The sequence below is a fragment of the Herbaspirillum huttiense genome, from assembly GCF_004367745.1.
In the GTDB taxonomy this organism is placed as follows: domain Bacteria; phylum Pseudomonadota; class Gammaproteobacteria; order Burkholderiales; family Burkholderiaceae_D; genus Herbaspirillum; species Herbaspirillum huttiense.
Genome location: NZ_CP037993.1, coordinates 4,937,822 through 4,959,541, shown reverse-complemented (window position 1 = coordinate 4,959,541; position 21,720 = coordinate 4,937,822). Strand labels below are relative to the sequence as shown.

At 63.3% G+C, this 21,720-nt stretch carries 17 protein-coding genes and 1 riboswitch; of the genes, 13 read left to right on the top strand and 4 right to left on the bottom strand.

Translation table 11 applies throughout. The features are described from left to right. The first annotated feature begins 89 nt into the window (after positions 1-89). Positions 90-1,706, top strand: a complete 1,617-nt coding sequence (locus E2K99_RS22155; protein ID WP_134223578.1) for a tetratricopeptide repeat protein — start codon at positions 90-92, stop codon at positions 1,704-1,706. A gap of 103 nt (positions 1,707-1,809) precedes the next feature. Here the strand turns inward: E2K99_RS22155 and dapF are convergent, their stop codons facing one another. From dapF to E2K99_RS22140, 3 genes are read right to left on the bottom strand one after another with little or no spacing between them, the layout of a single operon-like run. After that, the gene (dapF, locus tag E2K99_RS22150; protein ID WP_134223577.1) at positions 1,810-2,673 is read right to left on the bottom strand and encodes a diaminopimelate epimerase; all 864 of its coding nucleotides are present in this window, start codon (positions 2,671-2,673) and stop codon (positions 1,810-1,812) included. A gap of 58 nt (positions 2,674-2,731) precedes the next feature. Next, positions 2,732-3,616, bottom strand: coding sequence for an LpxL/LpxP family acyltransferase (locus E2K99_RS22145; RefSeq protein ID WP_034331920.1), 885 nt, complete (start codon positions 3,614-3,616; stop codon positions 2,732-2,734). Continuing rightward, the gene (locus E2K99_RS22140; protein WP_134223576.1) at positions 3,613-4,458 is read right to left on the bottom strand and encodes a lysophospholipid acyltransferase family protein; all 846 of its coding nucleotides are present in this window, start codon (positions 4,456-4,458) and stop codon (positions 3,613-3,615) included. The genes E2K99_RS22145 and E2K99_RS22140 overlap by 4 nt, the downstream gene beginning before the upstream one ends. A 191-nt stretch (positions 4,459-4,649) precedes the next feature. Between E2K99_RS22140 and metK the strand changes: the two genes are divergently transcribed. From metK to metF, 4 genes are all read left to right on the top strand, one after another. Further along, positions 4,650-5,813, top strand: a complete 1,164-nt coding sequence (gene metK, locus E2K99_RS22135) for a methionine adenosyltransferase (RefSeq protein ID WP_039783651.1) — start codon at positions 4,650-4,652, stop codon at positions 5,811-5,813. Positions 5,814-6,032: 219 nt separating this feature from the next. Beyond that, positions 6,033-6,122, top strand: a riboswitch (S-adenosyl-L-homocysteine riboswitch). 49 nt (positions 6,123-6,171) lie between these two features. After that, positions 6,172-7,578, top strand: a complete 1,407-nt coding sequence (gene ahcY / locus E2K99_RS22130) for an adenosylhomocysteinase (protein WP_088755197.1) — start codon at positions 6,172-6,174, stop codon at positions 7,576-7,578. 151 nt (positions 7,579-7,729) lie between these two features. Continuing rightward, positions 7,730-8,083 carry a phage holin family protein gene (locus tag E2K99_RS22125; RefSeq protein ID WP_008332818.1) on the top strand — a complete coding sequence of 118 codons (354 nt, stop codon included), beginning with the start codon at positions 7,730-7,732 and terminating at the stop codon, positions 8,081-8,083. Further along, positions 8,080-8,922 (top strand): methylenetetrahydrofolate reductase [NAD(P)H], encoded by an 843-nt coding sequence (gene metF / locus E2K99_RS22120; protein WP_134223575.1) that lies wholly within the window; start codon positions 8,080-8,082, stop codon positions 8,920-8,922. The genes E2K99_RS22125 and metF overlap by 4 nt, the downstream gene beginning before the upstream one ends. 45 nt (positions 8,923-8,967) lie before the next feature. On the opposite strand, the gene E2K99_RS22115 is transcribed toward metF, so the two are convergent. Further along, complete coding sequence (locus E2K99_RS22115) at positions 8,968-9,564, bottom strand: 5-formyltetrahydrofolate cyclo-ligase (RefSeq protein ID WP_240733790.1); 597 nt, start codon at positions 9,562-9,564, stop codon at positions 8,968-8,970. A 34-nt stretch (positions 9,565-9,598) separates the two neighbouring features. Here E2K99_RS22115 and E2K99_RS22110 point away from each other — a divergent pair, with 34 nt between their 5' ends. The 8 genes from E2K99_RS22110 to E2K99_RS22075 all read left to right on the top strand — a co-directional run bounded on the left by E2K99_RS22110 (position 9,599) and on the right by E2K99_RS22075 (position 21,713). After that, positions 9,599-11,599 (top strand): lytic transglycosylase domain-containing protein, encoded by a 2,001-nt coding sequence (locus E2K99_RS22110; protein ID WP_134223573.1) that lies wholly within the window; start codon positions 9,599-9,601, stop codon positions 11,597-11,599. A gap of 73 nt (positions 11,600-11,672) precedes the next feature. Further along, the gene (locus tag E2K99_RS22105; protein ID WP_134223572.1) at positions 11,673-12,641 is read left to right on the top strand and encodes a complex I NDUFA9 subunit family protein; all 969 of its coding nucleotides are present in this window, start codon (positions 11,673-11,675) and stop codon (positions 12,639-12,641) included. 44 nt (positions 12,642-12,685) lie between these two features. Beyond that, the gene (locus E2K99_RS22100; protein WP_034331932.1) at positions 12,686-13,387 is read left to right on the top strand and encodes a glutathione S-transferase family protein; all 702 of its coding nucleotides are present in this window, start codon (positions 12,686-12,688) and stop codon (positions 13,385-13,387) included. A 10-nt stretch (positions 13,388-13,397) separates the two neighbouring features. After that, on the top strand, positions 13,398-14,630 hold the full coding sequence (locus E2K99_RS22095; RefSeq protein WP_134223571.1) for a multifunctional CCA addition/repair protein: 1,233 nt from the start codon (positions 13,398-13,400) through the stop codon (positions 14,628-14,630). 12 nt (positions 14,631-14,642) lie between these two features. Beyond that, a complete protein-coding gene (locus E2K99_RS22090) occupies positions 14,643-15,380 on the top strand; it encodes a GNAT family N-acetyltransferase (protein ID WP_134223570.1) in 738 nt (245 codons plus the stop codon). A gap of 80 nt (positions 15,381-15,460) precedes the next feature. Continuing rightward, positions 15,461-16,342 carry a phenylalanine 4-monooxygenase gene (gene phhA / locus E2K99_RS22085; RefSeq protein ID WP_134223569.1) on the top strand — a complete coding sequence of 294 codons (882 nt, stop codon included), beginning with the start codon at positions 15,461-15,463 and terminating at the stop codon, positions 16,340-16,342. A 244-nt stretch (positions 16,343-16,586) separates the two neighbouring features. Continuing rightward, a complete protein-coding gene (locus tag E2K99_RS22080; RefSeq protein WP_134223568.1) occupies positions 16,587-17,591 on the top strand; it encodes a cytochrome-c peroxidase in 1,005 nt (334 codons plus the stop codon). Positions 17,592-18,119: 528 nt separating this feature from the next. Then, the gene (locus E2K99_RS22075) at positions 18,120-21,713 is read left to right on the top strand and encodes an indolepyruvate ferredoxin oxidoreductase family protein (protein ID WP_134223567.1); all 3,594 of its coding nucleotides are present in this window, start codon (positions 18,120-18,122) and stop codon (positions 21,711-21,713) included. Positions 21,714-21,720: the final 7 nt, after the last annotated feature.

Genomic DNA, 21,720 nt, shown 5'->3' with positions numbered 1-21,720 from the left:
CGATGCATTTGGATACTTTTCTAGGGGATTTTAAAAAAATGTCGATTGTGCGGCATAATTTTGGCTTTCTGACCTGATGTGGAGGCTGGATGGCCAATCGCGAGGATCTAGCAATCATCCGGGCAGCACGTGCCGGAGATGCCCAGGCGCAACTGAGCCTGGGCCAGCGCTACCTGTTTGGCGGCAATGGTTTGCCGCAAAGTCCGGGCACCGCATGGCACTGGCTCGAGCGGGCTGCCCGCCAGGGCTTGGCCGATGCCTGGATGCTCATTGCCCGGCATATTCCCTATGAAGTTGTGAGCCAGCTTGGCAAGCCGCACGAAGCTGCGCAATGGTACGAGCGCGCCTTCGAGGCGGGGGCCACGCGCGCTGGTCTGACCTTGGCGCGCCTGGTCCTGGAACACCCTGCCGGCGTGGCGGCGGCCAGTCCCGAGCAGAAGAACCGCGCGCTGCGCGCGCTGGAAACGGTGGCAGCGGAGGGCGATCCGGATGCCCAGTGGCTGCTGGCACGTCAGGGCGAACGCATGCTGGTCCCGACAGCAGTATCGTCAGAGGCCGCAGCCGATGTGGCGCCAGCGGCGGCGGCAACGGTCAGGCCCGAGCAATTGCAGCAATGGACGCAGAAAGCCGCCGATGCCGGTATAGAACAGGCCCAGCATGCGCTGGCCGACAGCGCCTGGCAGCAGTCCGACTTTGCGGCCTTCCGCCAGCGCGCCCAGCCCCTGGCCGATGCCCTGTTGCGCCAGCATGAACAGCAGGTGGCGCAGCTCAATGCTCCTTCGGAGGCGCTGGCTGCTGCGCTCGGCGCGCAGAACATCCAGTTGCTGCGCCGCCTGGCCGAAGTGCACCAGTCCGACAAGCGCCCCGATCTCCTGCAGGCCCAGCAACTGCTGGAACTGGCGGCCCTGGCCTGCGACCGGGATGCGCAACTGGCCCTGGGCCTGTTGTATGGGCGGGTCGACGCCTCGGGTGAGCGCCGGTTCGCCGGGCAAGGGTCAGCCAATTACAAGAAGGCTATCCGTTGGCTGACCCTGGCGGGCGAGCAGGGGATGGCAGCGGCCTGGTTTGTTCTTTCCCGTATCTATTTGAAGCCGGAATTTTCACAACGCAACCTTGCCGATGTGCAGCATTATTTGGAGCGTGCCGCCGAGATGGGTCATGTGGAGGCGCAGGTGGAATGCGGCGTGGGCGCGTGGCGCAACCGGCGTGACGATCCCGCCAATGACGTGCGTGCGCTGTACTGGTTGCAAAAGGCGGCAAGCCAAGGCGCGCAACAGGCGCAAGCCTTGCTCGACAAGGTGGCGGATCGTCCGCAATCTGCCGCCTGGGCCGTGCAGGCCCGCGCACAGATGAGCCGCGAGCAGGTCAATGCCCATCCCTTCCTGGCGGCCCGCATCGAACTGGCCATGCTGTTTGGCCTGACCCGGCCCGAAGCCCTGCTGATCGACCTGAAGCAGGCGGATTGCGGACATTGCCTGATGATCGACATCCGCAGCCAGTACGCGCGCAGCAAGCGGCGGCTCATCATGGTGGAGACCGGCGAGCAGCGTGGCACGCTCAACCGTATCGGACGGCTCTTCGAAGACATGGACTGCGGACCCAGCGGGCCGGAAGGCAACTACCGCCAGCGTCTTTACCGTCTGAAGACCGTGCTGCCCCAGTCGCAGGAAGACGAGGAAACCGAGACCCAGGATCTGGCGGCCTGACAGATTCAGAAGCACTGATCTGCGCAAGTCATGCAGCGCAAATGGAAAGCGGCTTGCTGATGCTTCAGCAAGCCGCTTTGTTATATCTGCTGTCGGTCCGGGATCAAAGCGAATCAGGCAGTTCGATTTCGCCTTCAAACACCGTCACCGCAGGGCCGGTCATCATCACCGGTTCGCCCGGGCCGGCCCAGGCGATGTTGAGCACGCCGCCATGGGTCTGGACCGCTACCGGCGAATCCAGCAGGCCACGGCGGATACCCGCGACGACCGCGGCACAGGCGCCGGTGCCGCAGGCCAGGGTTTCTCCTGCACCGCGTTCGTAGACGCGCAGATTGATGTGATGGCGATCCACCACCTGCATGAAGCCCGCGTTGACGCGCCTGGGAAAACGTTCATGGTGCTCGATCAGCGGTCCGTCCACCAGGACCGGGGCCGCTTCGCTGTCCTCCACCACTTGCACCGCATGCGGGTTGCCCATCGACACCACCGAGATCCAGGTGGTCTTGCCGGCCACGTCCAGCGGCCACAGCGTGTCCTCGGCTTCGGTGCGGTGTTGCAGGCCGCGGCTGTCGAAGGGGACGTCGGCCGGCGTGAGGATGGGCGCGCCCATGTCCACGGTGATCTGGCCGTCTGCTTCCAGGCGCGGTTCGATCACGCCGGACATGGTTTCCACCCGGATCGCCCGCTTGTCGGTCAGGCCCTTTTCGGTGACGAAACGCACGAAGGCGCGCGCGCCGTTGCCGCATTGCTCCACCTCGCCGCCATCGGCGTTGTAGATGCGATAACGGAAATCGACGCCAGGGGCTTGCGCCTTTTCCACCACCAGCATCTGGTCGGCCCCGATGCCGAAGCGGCGGTCGGCGATGAACTGCCACTGGGCTGGGGTGAGCGAAATGGCCTGGTTAACGGCATCAAGCACGACGAAGTCGTTGCCGGCACCATGCATCTTGGTAAATTTGATTTTCATCACATCATTATAAGTACGCCGCGCCCGATTCACAGGGCGCAGGGAGGAAGATCAGGGCCTAGTGCTGGCCCTTGCGGTAGACGTCGGGCTCGCCCGGGGGCCGGTTCTTGAAACGCTTGTGCGCCCAGAAATATTCGGCCGGGGCTTCCAGTACGCGTTCTTCGATGAAGGCATTCATACGGCGGGTGGCGGCCACGATATCGTCGCCCGGATAGTTTTCCCAGGCCGGATAGAAAGTGGTCTTCCAGCCGCGATAGCCGGGCAGGAAGGTGGTGATCACCGGCACTACCGACGCGCCGGTGGCCGCCGCGATGCGGGCGGTGGCGGTGAGCGTCGCGGCCGGCACGCCGAAGAAGGGGACGAACTCGGCATCGCGGGTGCCGAAATCCATATCCGGCAGCATGATGAAGGGCAGGCCCTCGCGCATGGCGCGAATGATGGGTTTGACCCCTTTCTCGCGCGCCAGCAGGGTCACCGGGCGGAAGCGCGAGCGCCCCTTGAGCAGGGCCTGGTCCACCACTTCGTTCTGCTGGCGGGAGTAGATGGTGCAGACCGAGTAGTCCGAGTTGAGCACCAGCGCGATGCCGGGAATCTCCAGGCAGACGAAATGCGGGCACAGCAGGATGGTTGGACCCTTGTCGAGCGTCTCGAAGGGAATGCCGGGCTCGACCTGGATCAGGCGCTTCAGGCGGGACTCCGGGGCCCACCACAGGATGCCGCGCTCCAGGGCACTGCGGGCGTAGGCCTGGAAGTGGCGGCGGGCGATGAGGCGGCGTTCCTCTTCCGATTTCTCGGGAAAGCACAGCCGCAGGTTGATCAGGGTGATGCGGCGGCGCGGGCGCATATAGATATAGAGCAGCCAGCCCAGCGCCTCGCCCAGCCGTCCCAGGATGGGCAGCGGCAACCAGTGCAGCAGCCACATCAGCCCGATCAGGGCTCTCATTGCGCGGCTCCCGGCGGGGTCACGCCCGGGGGCGTCTTGTAGCGGTTGTAGCTCCAGATGTATTGCGCCGGGCAGCGGGCGATCAGCTTTTCCATGGCAGCGTTGATGGCACGGGCCTGTTGCTCGGGTGTTTCGCCCAGTTCACCTTCAAAGGCCACGAAATGGATGGCGTAGCCGCGTCCCCAGGACAGGCGCTCGGCATAGGCCAGGATGATGGGCGCGCCGCTCATCTGTTGCAGCTTGGCTGGCAGGGTCATGGTATAGGCCGGCTTGCCGAAGAAATCGGCCCACACGCCTTCGCCGTTCTGCGGCACCTGGTCCGGCAGCAGGCCAATGGCCTGGCCATTCTTCAAGGCCTTGAGCAGGATACGCACGCCGGACAGGTTGGCCGGTGCCAGGTGCAGGTTGGCGCGGGCGCGGGCACCTTCGATGAGCGGCTTGAGTGCGGCCTTGCGCGGTGGGCGGTACAGCACGCTCAGGCTGGCATGGCGCGCCACCGACTGCGCCGAAATCTCGAAACAGCCCAGGTGCGGGGTCAGGAAGACGATGCCGGCCTTGGCGTCCAGTGCCTGCTGGACCAGATCCCAGTTGACGATGCGCGCCGTGCGCAACACCCGTTCCGGGCGGGCGCACCAGATGAAGGGCAGCTCGAACATGCCCTTGCCGGCTTCTCCGACCGATTTCCACAGACTGCCGCGATGGCCGGCCAGGGTGATGTTGTCAGTCAGGCGGCGGCGATAGGCGGGCGAGAGCAGGAAAACCAGCCAGCCCACCCCCACGCCGAGGGCATGCAAGGCCGGCAGCGGCAGGAAAGAGAGCAGGCGGAATAAAGAAACGAGCATACTTGCCGATAACAAAAAAGCGGAGTTGCTCCGCCGTCAAATTGCAGAAAATCGCAAGACGCGTAAAATAGCACATGCCGTCGAGTTAATGACAACTTGCGAGACGGGGTACAAATATCGCTAAAGCGTCGCAGGCACGACTAACGATGGGCCGCGACATTTTGCTAAATCGTTTTCAGTCAGAGGCTTGCATGTCCAACGAATATCTCTTCACTTCCGAATCCGTCTCCGAAGGCCATCCCGACAAGGTCGCCGACCAGATCTCGGACGCCATCCTGGATGCCATCTTCACCCAGGACCCGCATTCCCGCGTCGCCGCCGAAACCTTGTGCAACACCGGTCTGGTGGTCCTGGCCGGTGAAATCACCACCCGCGCCAACGTCGACTACATCGATGTGGCCCGCGAAACCATCAAGCGCATTGGCTACGACAACGCCGACTTCGGCATCGACTACAAGAGCTGCGCCGTGCTGGTGGCCTACGACAAGCAATCTCCCGACATCGCCCAGGGCGTGGACGAAGGCCGTGGCGTTGATCTGGAGCAAGGTGCCGGCGATCAGGGCCTGATGTTCGGCTACGCCTGCAATGAAACCCCGGAACTGATGCCTGCCGCAATCTATTACGCCCACCGCATCGTCGAGCGCCAGTCGCAACTGCGCAAGGATGGCCGCCTGCCCTGGCTGCGTCCGGATGCCAAGTCGCAGGTCACGCTGAAGTATGTGGATGGCAAGCCGGTCGCCATCGATACCGTGGTGCTGTCGACCCAGCACGCGCCGGAGATGGAGCAGAAGGACATCCACGAAGCCGCCATCGAGGAAATCATCAAGCCGGTGCTGCCGGCCGAGTGGCTCAAGAACACCCGCTACCTGATCAACCCGACCGGCCGCTTCGTCATCGGCGGCCCGCAGGGTGACTGCGGCCTGACCGGCCGCAAGATCATCGTCGATACCTATGGTGGCGCAGCGCCCCACGGTGGCGGTGCTTTCTCCGGCAAGGACCCGTCCAAGGTCGACCGTTCGGCTGCCTACGCCGGCCGCTATGTGGCCAAGAACATCGTCGCTGCCGGCCTGGCAGAGCGTTGCCAGATCCAGGTGTCCTACGCCATCGGTATCGCCAAGCCGACTTCGGTCATGGTGACCACCTTCGGCACAGGCAAGATCAGCGATGAAAAGCTGGCCCAACTGGTGCAGGAGCACTTCGACCTGCGTCCCAAGGGCATCGTCCAGATGCTGGACCTGCTGCGTCCGATCTACGCCAAGACCGCCGCTTACGGCCACTTCGGCCGCGAAGAGCCGGAATTCACCTGGGAGCGCACCGACAAGGTCGCCGCCCTGCGTGCCTCGGCCGGCCTGTAAGCCAGTCCATCCGGCACGAGCCGGCTTGCAGTATGCACAATGAAGCGCCAATGCATCTGCAAACCTGCTGGAAAGGCGTGTGAATAGTGATTCACACGCCTGTTCCGAGGATTGACTAACGCCTGACCCGCGCTACAATGCTGTTCCCGCGAATGAAGATTCGCGCACTGTTCCGATGTTGGCATTGCGTCCGGAACGCCAAATCTCACAATGCCTCACCGCTGCAAGGAGCGTTGCGACAGGGACATCCCCTGCCAGGCTTGAAGCGGTGAACAGGCGCAAGTCGCCTGGCAACCGCGCTCACGTTACTTTTTTTCTGGCTTTTTCATGAAAGGAGGGCGTGAACAGCGCCATTGCCATGACCACCAATCCTACCCAAGACTACATCGTCGCAGACATCAAGCTGGCCGACTGGGGCCACAAGGAAATCAAGATCGCCGAAACCGAAATGCCGGGCCTGATGGCGATCCGCGAGGAATTCGCTGCCTCCCAGCCCCTGAAGGGCGCGCGCATCACCGGTTCGCTGCACATGACCATCCAGACCGCCGTGCTGATCCAGACCCTGGAAGCACTGGGCGCGCAAGTGCGCTGGGCCTCCTGCAACATTTATTCGACCCAGGATCACGCTGCTGCGGCCATCGCGGCCAACGGCACCCCGGTGTTCGCCGTCAAGGGCGAAACCCTGGATGAATACTGGGAATACACCCACCGCATCTTCGAATGGACCGACGGTGGCTATTCCAACATGATCCTGGACGACGGCGGCGACGCCACCGTGCTGCTGCACCTGGGCACTCGTGCCGAGGCGGACATTTCGGTGCTGGACAAGCCCGATTCGGAAGAAGCCGTGTGCCTCTTCAACGCCATCAAGCGTTATCTGGCCAAGGACCCGCAGTGGTATTCCAAGCGCATCAAGGAAATCAAGGGCGTCACCGAAGAGACCACGACCGGCGTGCACCGCCTGTACCAGATGTTCAAGGAAGGCAAGCTGGCCTTCCCGGCCATCAACGTCAATGACTCGGTCACCAAGTCCAAGTTCGACAATCTGTACGGCTGCCGCGAATCGCTGGTGGACGGCATCAAGCGCGCCACCGATGTGATGATCGCCGGCAAGGTCGCCATCGTGGCCGGTTACGGTGACGTCGGCAAGGGTTCGGCCCAGGCCCTGCGCGCGCTGTCGGCGCAAGTGTGGGTCACCGAGATCGATCCCATCTGTGCCCTGCAGGCCGCCATGGAAGGCTATCGCGTGGTGACCATGGACTACGCCGCCGAACACGGCGACATCTTCGTCACCGCCACCGGCAACTACCATGTGATCACCCATGAGCACATGAAGAAGATGAAGGACCAGGCCATCGTCTGCAACATCGGCCACTTCGACAATGAAATCGAAGTTGCCGCCCTGAAGCAGTACACCTGGGAAAACATCAAGCCGCAGGTCGATCACGTGATCTTCCCCGATGGCAAGCGCATCATCCTGCTGGCCGAAGGCCGCCTGGTGAACCTGGGTTGTGCCACTGGCCACCCGTCCTACGTGATGAGCTCGTCCTTCGCCAACCAGACCATTGCCCAGATCGAACTGTTCGTCAACACCAAGGACTACCCGGTCGGCGTCTACACGCTGCCCAAGCACCTGGACGAAAAGGTCGCCCGTCTGCAATTGAAGAAACTCAATGCGCAGTTGAGCGAACTGACCGCCGAACAGGCCGCCTACATCGGCGTGAAGGTCGAAGGCCCCTACAAGCCTGAGCACTACCGCTACTGATTCCTGCCTGGTGCCGGCCTTCTCCTGATTTGAGAGGGCCGGCCCGGCAGTCTCGGCATCGTCTCCCGCCCGCGGACCTTGCATCCCCTCCTGAGGTGATGCAAGCTTCACGTATCTTCATCACTCCCCGACGGGATCGAAAGGTTTTTACATGCGCCTGCTGCTGACCTGGCTCATCAATGCATTGGCCTTGCTGGCCGTTCCTTACCTGATGCACTCGGTGCAGGTCGACAGCTTCGGCTCGGCCCTGCTGGCCGCGCTGATCCTGGGGTTCGTCAATACCATCGTGCGCCCGGTGCTGGTGGTGCTGACCCTGCCGGTGACCATGCTCACCCTGGGCCTGTTCATCCTGGTCATCAATGGCCTGATGTTCTGGGTCGTGGCGCAACTGGTCGGTGGCTTCCACGTGGCCGGCTTCTGGTCTGCGGTCGGCGGCGCACTGCTCTACAGCATCGTGTCCTGGGCACTGTCCACACTGTTGCTGAAATCGGGTTCGAATCAATGAGTACACATAATTTCAGTATCGAATTTTTCCCGCCCAAGACCGCGGAAGGCACGGAAAAGCTGCGCGCCACCCGTGCCCGGCTGGCTGCTCTGGCTCCGAAGTATTTCTCGGTGACCTTCGGTGCCGGCGGTTCGACGCAGCAGGGTACGCGCGACACCGTGCTGGAAATCATCGGTGAAGGCCATAACGCCGCGCCGCACTTGTCCTGTATCGGCAGCTCCCGTGCCAGCCTGCGTGCCATCCTGGAAGACTATCGTGCCCAAGGCATCAAGCGCCTGGTGGCTCTGCGCGGCGACCTGCCCAGCGGCTATGGGGCGATGGATCAGGCTTCGAGCGAATTCCGCCATGCCAACGAACTGGTCGAGTTCGTGCGCGCCGAAACCGGCGACTGGTTCCACATCGAAGTGGCCGCCTATCCCGAGATGCACCCGCAAGCGCGCTCGCCGCAGGACGATGTGCAGAACTTCGCACGCAAAGTGAAGGCCGGTGCCAATTCGGCCATCACCCAGTATTTCTACAATGCCGACGCCTACTTCCGCTTCGTGGACGAGGCCGCCAGACTGGGCGCGACCGTTCCGGTGATTGCCGGCATCATGCCCATCACCAACTATACCCAGCTGATGCGCTTCTCGGACATGTGCGGTACCGAGATCCCGCGCTGGATCCGTCTCAAGCTGGCCAGCTACGGCGACGATACCGAATCGATCCGCGCCTTCGGCCAGGACGTGGTGACCCAGCTGTGCCAGCGCCTGCTGGCTGGCGGTGCGCCCGGTTTGCATTTTTATTCACTGAACCAGGCAGGGCCGACCGAGGCGATCTGGCAACAACTGGTGAAGTAGGCGGAGATTGCCTTTCCAAGCCGGACCTGGGTCCGGCTTTTTTCTTCATATATCGTCGAAAATGACGCTATCCAGCGCGATGTCGTGCGCCTGCGCTTCGAATTCGACCCGTCCGAAGCCGTGGCAGACCCCCACCGCCAGCGGCCGCGGACTGGCCGCCAACGTGCGGTCGTAGAAGCCGCCGCCATAGCCCAGACGGCATCCTGCCGCATTGACACCCAGGCAAGGAATCAGCAAGGCCTGCGGCTGCACGATGGTGGTCCCGGCCGGTGGCACGAGTGTGCCCATCCCATCCTTTTCCAGAGGATCGCCAGGCTGCCAGGCGCGAAATTCCAGCGCCGAATCTTTATCGACCACCACCGGCAGGCACAGGTGCACCCCGCGCGCGGCCAGCGCGTTATAGGCCGCAGACAGATCCGGTTCGCGCCGGATCGGCTGGTAAACCGCCAGGCTCTGGATGGCGTACGTGGCGCACCAGTCCAGTACCCGCTGCCCGATGATGGCATCGGCTGCGATCTTGTCCTCGTCAAGCAGGGCCTTGCGGCGCGCCAGCAGCTCTGCGCGCAGGCGCTGTTTGTGAAGGGCGGCCGCCTCCTGTTCCGTCGGTGGAGGGGGCGTATCGCGTGCTATGCTTGGGTTCATTATTTGTTCCAACAATCTGCATGAAGAAGCTTGCATGAGTATGCGTCCGAAGAATCATCCGTTCAACCAGCGCCTGCGCGCGCTGGCCGCCTCCGTGGCGCTCCCCCTGGCGCTGGCGACCGGCGCCATGCTCACCGCTGCGCCCGCCGCCCACGCCCAGAAGCGCGTGGCCCCGGACGCCGCTCCTGACGATATTTTCCTGGCCCTGCGCCAGGCGGCCGCCAGCGACAACGCCGCGCTGGCGCAAGACCTGGCCTCGCGGCTGTCGGGCTATGAGCTGGCGTCCTATGTCGATTACTACCGGCTCAAGCCGCGCGTGCGCGACTACAGCGCCAGCGAGCAGGAGATCCGCGATTTCCTGGCACGCTGGGACGGCCAGGCCATCGTTGATCGCCTGCGCAACGACTGGCTGCTGGCCCTGGGCAAGACCGGCAACTGGGCCGTCTTCGATGAGCAGTACCCCAAGTTCGTGCTCAATGATGATACCCAGGTCAAGTGCTTTGCCCTGAACTCGCGCGCGCTCAAGGGGGCCAATGTGGCCGAGGAGGCGCGTGCGCTGCTGAGCAATCCCAAGGACTATGGCCAGGGCTGCAGCGACCTGATCGCCACCCTGGCGCAGAACGGCCAGTTCAGCGATGCCGACGTCTGGTTCCAGATCCGCCAGGCCGCCGAGAACGGCAATGCCACCGTGGCCCGCCGTGCGGCGGTGCTGGTCGACAGCGGCGATGTCAGCGTGACCCAGGTGATGGATCGTCCGGCGCTGATGCTGGCCAAGGGACCAGGCCGGGGCCCGGTGAACCACCAGCTCTACATCATCGCCCTGGGCCGCATCGCCAAAAACAATCCGTCCCAGGCCGCGACCTATCTCAACGATGCCGGCCGCAACATGAGCTCGCAGGAAGTCGCGCAGGCTTGGGCACAGATCGCCCTGGCCGCATCCTACAAGCTGGCACCGGAAGCCTCGGACTACTGGCGCAAAGCCAAGGACGCGCCGCTGACCCAGGATGCGATGCAATGGAAGGTCCGCATGGCCCTGCGCGACGGCGACTGGAAGACCGTACGCAAGACCATCGAAGCCATGCCGGCCCCGCTGCGCAGCGACACCGCCTGGGTCTACTGGCTCGGCCGTGCCCTGAAAGCCGAAGGCCAGAACGAGGCCGCACGTCGCCTGTTCGAATCGATCGCGCCCAACTTCAGCTTCTATGGCCAGCTGGCGCTGGAAGAGCTGGGTCAGCAGATCACCATCCCGCCCGGCCCGACCCCGCCTGGCGCCGGTGAAGTGGCGCTGTATTCGCAGAATGCCGGCTTCAAGCGCTCGCTCAAGTTCTATCAACTGAACCTGCGCTTCGAAGCCATCCGCGAATGGAACTGGGAACTGCGCAACATGACCGACCGCCAGTTGCTGGCCGCCGCCGAATACGCACGCCAGAATGATGTGCTGGACCGCATGGTCAACACCTCCGACCGCACCAAGACCGAGTTCGATTTCACCCAGCGCTTCCCGGCACCGCACCTGCCCGAGATGAATGCGGCCACGCGTCCGCTGGGCATGGAGAATGCCTGGGTCTATGGCCTGATCCGCCAGGAGTCGCGTTTCATCAAGTCGGCCCGTTCGCACGTGGGCGCTTCCGGCCTGATGCAGTTGATGCCGGCTACCGCCAAGTTCGTTGCCAAGAAGATCGGGATGACCGAATTCACGGCTGACCAGGTCAATGACATCAACACCAACCTGCTGCTCGGCACCAGCTATCTGGACATGGTGTTGAACAACCTGGAAGGGTCGGAAACCCTGGCCACCGCAGGCTACAATGCCGGCCCCGGCCGTCCGCGCACCTGGCGCGCGACCTTGCCGCGTCCGGTCGAAGGGGCGATCTTCGCCGAGATCATCCCTTTCAATGAAACCCGGGGCTATGTCAAGAACGTGATGTCCAATGCGACCTACTATGCGGCCATGTTCGAGAACCGCCCGCAATCGCTGAAGCAGCGCATGGGTACGGTGGCCCCCAATGCCAACGTCGCCACCGACCTGCCCTGATCCCATCGCCGCGGCCGCCGTCCCTCGTTGACGCGGCGGCCAGCGCTTCCCCCTGGAAATCGGAGAGAGACAAATGGCAGTCAAGAAGATCCTCGTCATCGGCGGTTCCGGCTTCATCGGCACCCGCCTGATCGAACTGCTGGGCAGCACCACCGGCTACCGCATCATGGTGCCCACGCGCCGCTACGAGCGCGCCAAGCATCTGCTGGTCTCGCCCGTGGTCAGCGTGGTCCAGGCCAACATCCATGACGATGCCGTGCTGGCGCGCCTGGTAGCCGAGGCGGACGTGGTCATCAACCTGGTCGGCATCCTGCAATCGCGTCCGGCGCGTGGCGGTGCTCCTTATGGTCCGGATTTCGAACGCCAGCACGTGCTGCTGCCGCGCCGCATCGTGGCCGCCTGCGTGCAGCAGGGCGTGCCGCGCTACCTGCACATGAGCGCGCTGTGCGCCGATGCCCAGGGGCCGTCGATGTACCTGCGTTCCAAGGCGGCCGGCGAACAGGAAGCGCTGGCCTCGCCGGCGCTCGATGTGTCCATTTTCCGTCCGTCGGTCGTGTTCGGCGAGGGCGATAATTTCATCAACATGTTCGCCGGCCTGAACCGCCTGTTCCCGGTGATTCCGCTGGGCAGCCCTGATGCGCGCTTCCAGCCGGTCTACGTGGGTGATGTGGCACAGGCCTTCGTCAATGCGCTGGCCTTGCCGCGCCTGGGCGGCAAGGTGTTCGAGCTGGGCGGGCCCAAGCAATATTCTCTGCGTGAACTGGTGCGCCTGTCGGGCTGGTACAGCGGCCATCCGCGTCCGGTGATCGGCTTGCCCGATGCGGCCGGCTGGCTGCAGGCTTTCGCGCTGGAACACCTGCCGGGCAAGCTGATGAGCCGCGACAACGTCGCCTCGATGAAGGTGGACAATGTCCTGCACGGCCCCATCGCCCCCGAGCTGCAGCTCACGCCGCGCGCACTGGAAGACGTCATTCCCGGCTATCTCCTGCCGCGCAGCCCGCAACAGCAATTCGACTTTTTCCGTAGCACCGCGCGACGCTGAATGGTTCAGTCGCCGCGACATTGATCTTCGAGAAACGAGCTCACATGCAAGATACAGAACTGGATCCGGTCTTGTCCGAAACCCTGCAAAAGGCCGGACGCCACATGCCCACCCTGGTCATCGCCAACAAGAATTACTCCTCGTGGTCGATGCGCCCGTGGGTCACCGCCGTGGCCTTCGATATCCCTTTCAAGGAAGTGCGCGTGCTGCTGGACCAGCCCGAGACCGCCGGCGAGATCGCCCGCTACACCGGCTCGGGCCGCGTGCCGGTGCTGCTCGATGGCGACATCGCGATCTGGGATTCGCTGTCCATCTGCGAATATCTGGCCGAGCAATTTCCTGACCGCCACCTGTGGCCGGCCCGCACCGATGCCCGCGCCATCGCGCGCAGCATCTGTGCCGAGATGCACTCCGGTTTCACTGGCCTGCGCACGGCCATGAGCATGGACATCCGTGGCCGCTACCCCGGCAAGGGGCGCACCGCCGACGCACAAGCCGATATCGCGCGCGTGTGCGAGATATGGGAAGAGTGCCTCTCGCAATTCGGCCATCATGAATTCCTCTTCGGCGATTTCTCCATTGCCGATGCCTTCTATGCACCGGTGGTGATGCGCTTCGTCAGCTACCAGGTGCCGCTGGCCCCGGCCCTGCAAGCCTATGCCGACCGTGTGCGCGAGCACCCGGCGGTGGCGCGCTGGATCGCCGAGGCGCTGGCCGAGAAGGAAATCCTTCCGGACCACCAGTGAGGCGCAGCCGATGAAGACCTACACCGTCGGCGGCGCAGTGCGCGACGGCTTGCTGGGCCTGCCGGTGAAGGACCGCGACCACGTGGTGGTGGGGGCCACGCCGCAGCAGCTGCTGGAACTGGGTTTCCGCCCGGTCGGCAAGGACTTCCCGGTGTTCCTCCATCCCGACACCCACGAGGAATATGCCCTGGCCCGCACCGAGCGCAAGACCGCGCCCGGCTACAAGGGCTTCGCCTTCCATGCCGCACCCGATGTGACGCTGGAAGACGATCTCGCGCGCCGCGACCTCACCATCAATGCGATTGCGCAGGATGAGGATGGCACCCTGGTCGATCCGTATCACGGCCGTGCCGATCTTGAGGCGCGTGTATTTCGCCATGTCTCCGAGGCCTTCGTCGAAGACCCGGTACGCATCCTGCGCGTAGCCCGTTTTGCGGCGCGCTTCGCCGATTTCACGGTGGCGCCGGAAACCAATGCGCTGATGCAGCGCATGGTGCAAGAGGGCGAGGTGGATGCCCTGGTGCCTGAACGCGTCTGGCAGGAACTGGCGCGCGGCCTGATGGAGCACAAGCCATCACGCATGTTCGAGGTCTTGCGCGCCTGCGGTGCCTTGCAGCGCATCCTGCCTGAACTCGATGCGCTGTGGGGCGTACCGCAGCCGGAGAAATGGCATCCCGAAATCGATACCGGCGTTCATGTGATGCTGGTGGTCGATTGGGCTGCTGCGCAGGATTTTTCATTGCCGATCCGATTTGCCGCGCTGTTGCACGACCTCGGCAAAGGCACCACGCCACCCGAGATCTGGCCGCGCCATCATGGCCATGAAGCGCGCAGCGAACGCCTGGCAGAAGACGTCTGCACGCGCCTGAAGGTCCCCTGCGAATGCCGTGACCTGGCGCTGATGACGGCCCGCGAACATGGCAATGTGGGACGCTCCTTCGAGATGCGTCCCGATACCCTGGTCAAGTTCTTCGCGCGGTGCGATGCCTTCCGCAAACCGCAGCGTTTCGTCGACATGCTGCGCGCCTCGGAATGCGACCATCGCGGCCGTACCGGGCTGGAGTTGCAGCCCTTCCCGCAGGCGGCTTATCTGGAAGGCGCACTGCAGGCCGCACAAGCCATCGATGCCGGTGCCATCGCGCAGCAGCAGGCACAGCCGCAACGCATTCCCGAGGCCATCCTGGCAGCACGCACTGCGCAAGTGGCGGCTTATGTCGAGCAGCATCGTCCGGCGCAGTCCTGAGGGAAGGTCACGATGAGCCATCCCCTGTCCCGTCTCCTCCATCGCTTGCGTGGCAAGCAATCCGGCCCGCCGCCTGCACAGCCGGAGAAGCAGGACAAGCCCAACGTCTTCGTCAAGGAGCTCTCGCCGCGGGCGCGCCGCCACCTGCTGCGCCACTTCCTGGCGCTGGAAGAAAAGGATCGCCTGCTGCGCTTCGGTTCCAAGCTCTCCGATGAGATGGTGACGCGCTACGTGGAGGGCATCAACTTCGAGCGCGATACCGTCTTCGGCGTCTATGACCGTCGCTTGCGACTGCTCGGTGTCGGCCACCTGGCCTTCGCGCCGAAGGAGAGCACGCGCATCAGCGGTGCCACCATCAAGCCGGTGGTGGCCGAGTTCGGCGTCTCGGTGACGGCCGCCGCGCGGGGGCTCGGGGTGGGCACGCGCCTGTTCATGCGCGCTTCGATGCACTGTCGCAATGCCGATGTCGATACGCTGTACATGCACTGTCTCTCGTCCAACAAGGTGATGATGCACATCGCCAAGAAGGCCGGCATGGAAATCCATCGCGACTATGGCGAGGCCGATGCCTACCTCAAGATCAAGCCTGCCAACTCGGCCACGGTGTTCCAGGAAGCGCTGGAAGAGCAAGTTGCAATGTTGGACTATATCGTCAAGGCCAACTTCAAGGCGCTGCTGAAATGGGGCGCGCGCGTGACCGGCATCGGTGCCAAAAAGAAGGACGACGGCACGCCGCCGCCTGCTGCCTGACGCGCTGCTTGCGCGAACGCACATGACCATCCCGTGCCGGGAGCGCATAATATGCGCCTCACTTTGATAACGGGTATGCCATGAGCACCAATCCCAACACCGATGATTTCTTCGCCACCGTCGCCACCAAGTCCGATAGCGGAGCCTTGCGCGGCGACTACAGCCAGGCCGACGCCAACTACGTCGTGGCCCAGAACTGGGAGGGCTACACGCCCGCCCAGCACGCGCTGTGGCGTCGTCTCTATGAACGCCAGGCCAAGTTGATTCCCGGCCGCGCCTGTGATGTCTTCATCGACAGCCTGAAGGCGCTCGATGTCTCGCAAGGCATCCCGCGCTTTGACCGTACCACCGAAGCGCTCTTCAAGGCCACCGGCTGGGAGCTGGTGGCCGTGCCGGGCCTGGTGCCGGACCACACCTTCTTCGAGCACCTGGCCAATCGCCGCTTCCCGGTCACCGTGTGGCTGCGTGAAGAGCACGAGTTCGATTACATCGTCGAGCCTGATCTGTTCCATGACTTCTTCGGCCATGTGCCGCTGCTGTTCAATCCGATCTTCGCCAACCACCTGCAGGAATACGGCAAGGGTGGCCTGAAGGCGCTCAAGCTCGACGGGCTGGCCTACCTGGCGCGCCTGTACTGGTACACCATCGAGTTCGGACTGATCCAGAGCAAGGAGGGTTTGCGCATCTATGGTGCAGGCATCCTGTCCTCGGGCGGCGAGGTCGAGTACTGCCTCTCCAGCGACCAGCCGCGTCGCGTGCCGTTTGAGGTGGAGCGCATCATGCGCACGCTCTACAAGATCGATACCTATCAGGAGACCTATTTCGTGATCAAGGATTTCGAACAGCTCTTCAACGATACCGCGCCGGACTTCACACCGCTCTATGCGCGGCTCAAGCAGCAGGAGGCCTTGCCGGCCAATACGCTGCTGGCGGGCGAGTCCAATCTTCCTCCCAACCGCTGATGCCGCCCGGCCGCTTCGGGCCGGCGACATGAGAAACCAAGCTGGCCGTCCGTGTTGTCACGGACGGCTTTTTTCTATTGGCGGATCGGGCGGGCTTTTATCCTCGAACGCGGGTGGCATCGTGGTAATGCGAAAAATCCGGTCAGCTTCCTGACCGCAGACCTTCCCGGTGATCCAGGTCAAAGGGCCGCCGAGGTGCGCAAGGACAATGCAGGCATCCCCACCCTTCAGGAAGGAGTACGCCATGCATCACCGATTCACTCTGTCCGTCTTGCTTGCTGCCGGCATCTCGCTGGCCGCGCCCGTCCTTGCCACAGGCAAGGAACCTATCACTCCCATCCAGCCCGCCCGGGTCGGCAACCCGGCCATGGTCGCACTGGGCAAGAAGCTGTTCTTCGATCCGCGCCTGTCCAGGTCCGGGTTCATTTCCTGTAACGCATGCCATAACCTGTCCATGGGAGGGACCGACAACCTCAAGACATCCATCGGCCACAACTGGCATGAGGGACCGATCAATGCACCCACGGTACTCAACGCCAGGCTCAATATTGCGCAATTCTGGGACGGCCGCGCGGCCGACCTGAAGGCGCAGGCCGGCGGGCCCATCGCCAATCCCGGGGAGATGGCCTTCTCGCACGCCCTGGCGGTGGATGTTCTGCAATCGATACCGGCTTATGTGGCCGCTTTCAAGCAGGCCTTCGGCAACGACAAGCTGGGCGTCGATGAAATCACGCAAGCCATTGCCGCCTTCGAAGAGACCCTGGTCACGCCCAATTCGCGCTTCGACAAATGGCTCAAGGGCGACCGCAAGGCGCTCACGCGCAGCGAGCGCGAGGGCTACCAGCTCTTCAAGTCGGCAGGTTGCGTGGCCTGTCACAACGGCGCGGCCGTCGGTGGCAGTTCATTCCAGAAGATGGGCCTGGTGGAGCCCTATGTCACCACCAATGCAGCGCAGGGCAGGGCGGGCGTCACGGGCAAGGATGCCGATCGTTTCACCTTCAAGGTGCCGACCTTGCGCAATGTCGAACTGACCTATCCCTATTTCCACGATGGCGCGGCGGCTACCTTGTCAGAAGCGGTGGATACCATGGCCCGCATCCAGCTTGGCCGGCAATTCAGTGCCGAGGACAATGCCAAGGTAGTGGCTTTCCTGAAGACGCTCACCGGTGACCAGCCCCGCATCGTGCTCCCGATATTGCCGCCCTCCTCGGAGCGCACCCCCCGGCCACGTCCCTTCGGGACGAACTGAGCGCACATAAAAAAAGCGGATCCGACAGGGGAGGCCGGATCCGCGAGCTAGTGGTGCTTTCAACACTAGAGGGGAGGAACCTTGCACAGTAACGGATACCAATCAATCGCTGTTCAAGTGAGGTCTATTAAACGTCAGCGGCCGAGCTGGTCCAACGGCTTTTACGGGCTGTTACATTCACGTCTTGCTTGTAACACTTGGGGCCTCCACAGCCCTTTTTTTTCAGCCGGAAATGTTGTTGTTTTTCGCTTTCCGGCATTTTCTTCTCTGCATTGCCACTAACGCCGCAGGACCTGCGGAAACAGTTTCCTGCAAGGCAAAAAAGCCCGGAAACCCTGTTGCGGCGCGCGTAGCGGGCCGGTCACCCTTGTGCTAACTTGACACTACAACTTGAAGACACCCGGTTCACAAGACTGAGGTGTCCCCGATTCCCGACAGATCGGCGTAGCCGCACAGCGACACCTGTGCAGGGCGTCGCTGACGGGAGCATGTGCAAGGCAAAAACAAGATTTTTGGCACGGAGACCACATGAACGCACCCCTACCCGCCGGGCAACGCCTGCTACTGGACGATGTATCCCTGGACGACAAATTCGCACTGGAGCGCGGCCGCGTCTTCATGACCGGCATCCAGGCGCTGATCCGCCTGCCGATGCTGCAGCGGCAATACGATGAACGCGCAGGCCTGAACACCGCCGGCTTCATCACCGGCTATCGCGGGTCCCCCCTGGGCTCGGTGGACCAGACCGCCGAGAAGGCACGCAAATACCTGGAAGCCAAGCAGGTCAAATTCCATCCCGGCATGAATGAAGACCTGGCCGCCACCAGTGTGTGGGGCACGCAGCAGGTCAATCTCTTCAAGGGTGCGCAATACGACGGCGTGTTCTCGCTATGGTATGGCAAGGGCCCGGGGGTGGATCGCTGCGGCGATGTCTTCAAGCACGCCAACATGGCAGGCACCTCCAAACATGGCGGCGTGCTCGTGATCGCAGGCGATGACCACGCCGCCAAGTCCTCTACCGCCGCACACCAGAGCGAGCACATCCTCAAGGCCTGCGGCATTCCGGTGCTCTATCCGTCGTCGGTGCAGGAGTATCTCGACTACGGCCTGCACGGCTGGGCCATGAGCCGCTACACCGGCTTGTGGGTCGCGATGAAATGCGTGACCGACCTGGTCGAATCGGGCATGTCGGTGATGATCGATCCGGAGCGCGTGAAGATAGAGTTACCGGACTTCGAACTGCCGCCCGACGGCCTCAACATCCGCATGCCGGATACGGTGCTGGGCCAGGAAGCGCGCATGATCAACTACAAGTGGTATGCCGCCCTGGCCTATGCCCGTGCGAACAAACTCAACCGCATCATCTGGGACAGTCCGCGTGCGCGCATCGGCATCATCACTGCCGGCAAGTCCTATCTCGATACGCGCCAGGCGCTGGAAGACCTGGGCATCGATGAACAGGTCGCCGCCGACATCGGCATCCGTCTCTACAAGGTCGGCATGACCTGGCCGCTGGAAGCCGAAGGCGTGCGTGAATTCGCGCAGGGTCTGGACGAGATCCTGGTGGTCGAGGAGAAGCGGCAGATTCTTGAATACCAGTTAAAGGAAGAACTCTACAACTGGCGCGACGATGTTCGACCCCGCGTGGTCGGCAAATTCGATGACACCGGAGAATGGAGCGGTTCGCAGCGCGAAGGCCATGGCAACTGGCTGCTGCCGGCCACCTATGAACTCAATCCGGCACAGATTGCGCGCGCGATTGCCACGCGCATCTCGCGCTACTTCGCCGGCCATCCGGTAGAGCAGCGTGTACGCACCCGCGTGGCCTACCTCGAAGCCAAGGAAGCGGCCCTCAACATCAGCAGCAAGCCCGATCCCGACAAGGACCGCGTGCCGCATTTCTGCTCGGGCTGTCCGCACAACACCTCGACCAAACTGCCCGATGGCAGCCGTGGCCTGGCCGGTATCGGCTGCCACTACATGGTCACCTGGATGGACCGCGAGACCAGCCTCTTCACCCACATGGGCGGCGAGGGCGTGACCTGGGTAGGCCAGGCACCGTTCACGACGGAAAAGCACGTCTTCGCCAACCTCGGTGACGGCACCTACTTCCATTCCGGCCTGCTGGCGGTGCGCGCCTCGGTCGCGGCGAAGGTCAATATCACGTACAAGATTCTGTACAACGATGCGGTGGCCATGACCGGTGGCCAGGAGTTCGATGGCCCGCTCGATCCGGCCATGATCTCGCGCCAGCTGGCGGCCGAAAACGTGCGGCCCATCATCGTGGTCACCGATGAGCCGGACAAGTATCCGGCCGGCACCCAATGGGCCGAGGGCGTGACCATCCGCCATCGCAGCGAACTCGATGCCGTGCAGCGCGAATTGCGCGAACAGCCGGGGGTGTCGGCCATGATCTATGACCAGACCTGCGCGTCGGAGAAACGCCGTCGTCGGAAACGCAATGCCTATCCCGACCCGGCCAAGCGCGCCGTCATCAACGAGGCGGTGTGCGAAGGCTGCGGCGATTGCAGCGTGCAGTCCAATTGCCTGTCGGTGGAGCCGCTGGAAACCGAGTTCGGCCGCAAGCGCCAGATCAATCAGTCTTCCTGCAACAAGGACTATTCCTGCGTGAACGGCTTCTGTCCCAGCTTCGTGACGGTGGAAGGTGGCCAGTTGAAGAAACCCGTACGCGCCAAGACGCAGTCAGGGCCGGCCTTGCCGACCCTGCCGGAGCCGGTGCTGCCGGGGCTGGCGCAGCCTTATGGCATCGTGGTCACCGGCGTAGGCGGCACGGGCGTGATCACCATTGGCCAGATCATCGCCATGGCGGCGCACGTCGAAGGCCGTGCCTGCTCGGTGCTGGACATGAGCGGGCTGGCACAAAAGGGCGGGCCGGTGATGTCGCACGTGCGCGTGGCCGAGGACCCGGCGCATATCCAGTCCACCCGCGTGGGCACCGGCATGGCTGACCTGGTCATCGGCTGCGACGTCATCGTCACTGCGGGCCGCGATGCCCTCTCACGCATGGGCGAGGGGCGTACCCATGCAGCGGTCAATTCGACGCAGATGCCTACTGCCGCGTTCGTCCGCAATCCGGACTGGCAATTCCCCACCGCCTCCAGCGAAGGCGAGATCGCCAAGGCCTGCGGCCGGGACAATCTTTCACTGATCGATGCAGGCCGCATCGCCACCGCGCTCATGGGCGACGCGATCGCGACCAATATGTTCATGCTCGGCTATGCCTGGCAAAAGGGCTGGGTGCCGTTGTCGGAAGCGGCCCTGTTGCGCGCCATCGAACTCAACGCGCTGCAGGTGGAGTTCAACAAGCAGGCCTTCGCCTGGGGCCGCGTGGCCGCGCATGATGTGGACTTCGTGCTGGCTGCCGCAGGCCGCAATGGCATGACGGCCCAGGTGATCGAGTTCAAGCGCACGCCGACCCTGGATGAACTGGTGGAGCGCCGCGTGGCCTTCCTCACCGATTACCAGAACGCCGCCTATGCGCGCAGCTATCGCGATGCCGTGGAAGAAGTGCGGGCGCGTGAGAGCACGCTGGGTGAGGCGGGACGTGGCCTCAAACTGAGCCGCGCGGTGGCCACCTATCTCTTCAAGCTCATGGCCTACAAGGATGAGTACGAAGTCGCGCGCCTTTATACCGAGTCCGCTTTCCGCGCCAAGATCGCCGGCATGTTCGAGGGGGATTACAAGCTGCGCTTCCACCTCGCACCGCCGCTGATGGCCAAGCGCGACGACAAGGGACACCTGCGCAAGCAGGCCTTCGGCAGCTGGATGATGCCGGCCTTCGGCGTGCTGGCCAAGCTCCGCTTCCTGCGGGGTACGGCCTTCGATCCTTTCGGCTACACCGATGAGCGCAAACAGGAGCGGGCGCTGATCACCGAGTACCGTTCCACCTTGTCACGCCTGTTGGCAAAGCTCACGCCCGAGAACCTGGAACAGGTGGTCGCCGTGGCCCGCATTCCGGAAGAGATTCGCGGCTATGGCCACGTGAAAGAACGCCATCTGAAAGCGGCCTTGCAGAAACAGGCCGCCTTGCTGGCACAGCTCGAACAGGGATCCACACAGCAGCCGCACTCGCCGCAAGGAGGCGGCAAGCGGGCGGCCTGAGAGAGCA

Coding starts and splice junctions, on each gene's coding strand:
- E2K99_RS22155 (WP_134223578.1), top strand. CDS start 90: ATGGCCAATCGCGAGGATCTAGCAATCATCCGGGCAGCACGTGCCGGA.
- dapF (WP_134223577.1), bottom strand. CDS start 2,673: ATGAAAATCAAATTTACCAAGATGCATGGTGCCGGCAACGACTTCGTC.
- E2K99_RS22145 (WP_034331920.1), bottom strand. CDS start 3,616: ATGAGAGCCCTGATCGGGCTGATGTGGCTGCTGCACTGGTTGCCGCTG.
- E2K99_RS22140 (WP_134223576.1), bottom strand. CDS start 4,458: ATGCTCGTTTCTTTATTCCGCCTGCTCTCTTTCCTGCCGCTGCCGGCC.
- metK (WP_039783651.1), top strand. CDS start 4,650: ATGTCCAACGAATATCTCTTCACTTCCGAATCCGTCTCCGAAGGCCAT.
- ahcY (WP_088755197.1), top strand. CDS start 6,172: ATGACCACCAATCCTACCCAAGACTACATCGTCGCAGACATCAAGCTG.
- E2K99_RS22125 (WP_008332818.1), top strand. CDS start 7,730: ATGCGCCTGCTGCTGACCTGGCTCATCAATGCATTGGCCTTGCTGGCC.
- metF (WP_134223575.1), top strand. CDS start 8,080: ATGAGTACACATAATTTCAGTATCGAATTTTTCCCGCCCAAGACCGCG.
- E2K99_RS22115 (WP_240733790.1), bottom strand. CDS start 9,564: ATGAACCCAAGCATAGCACGCGATACGCCCCCTCCACCGACGGAACAG.
- E2K99_RS22110 (WP_134223573.1), top strand. CDS start 9,599: ATGAGTATGCGTCCGAAGAATCATCCGTTCAACCAGCGCCTGCGCGCG.
- E2K99_RS22105 (WP_134223572.1), top strand. CDS start 11,673: ATGGCAGTCAAGAAGATCCTCGTCATCGGCGGTTCCGGCTTCATCGGC.
- E2K99_RS22100 (WP_034331932.1), top strand. CDS start 12,686: ATGCAAGATACAGAACTGGATCCGGTCTTGTCCGAAACCCTGCAAAAG.
- E2K99_RS22095 (WP_134223571.1), top strand. CDS start 13,398: ATGAAGACCTACACCGTCGGCGGCGCAGTGCGCGACGGCTTGCTGGGC.
- E2K99_RS22090 (WP_134223570.1), top strand. CDS start 14,643: ATGAGCCATCCCCTGTCCCGTCTCCTCCATCGCTTGCGTGGCAAGCAA.
- phhA (WP_134223569.1), top strand. CDS start 15,461: ATGAGCACCAATCCCAACACCGATGATTTCTTCGCCACCGTCGCCACC.
- E2K99_RS22080 (WP_134223568.1), top strand. CDS start 16,587: ATGCATCACCGATTCACTCTGTCCGTCTTGCTTGCTGCCGGCATCTCG.
- E2K99_RS22075 (WP_134223567.1), top strand. CDS start 18,120: ATGAACGCACCCCTACCCGCCGGGCAACGCCTGCTACTGGACGATGTA.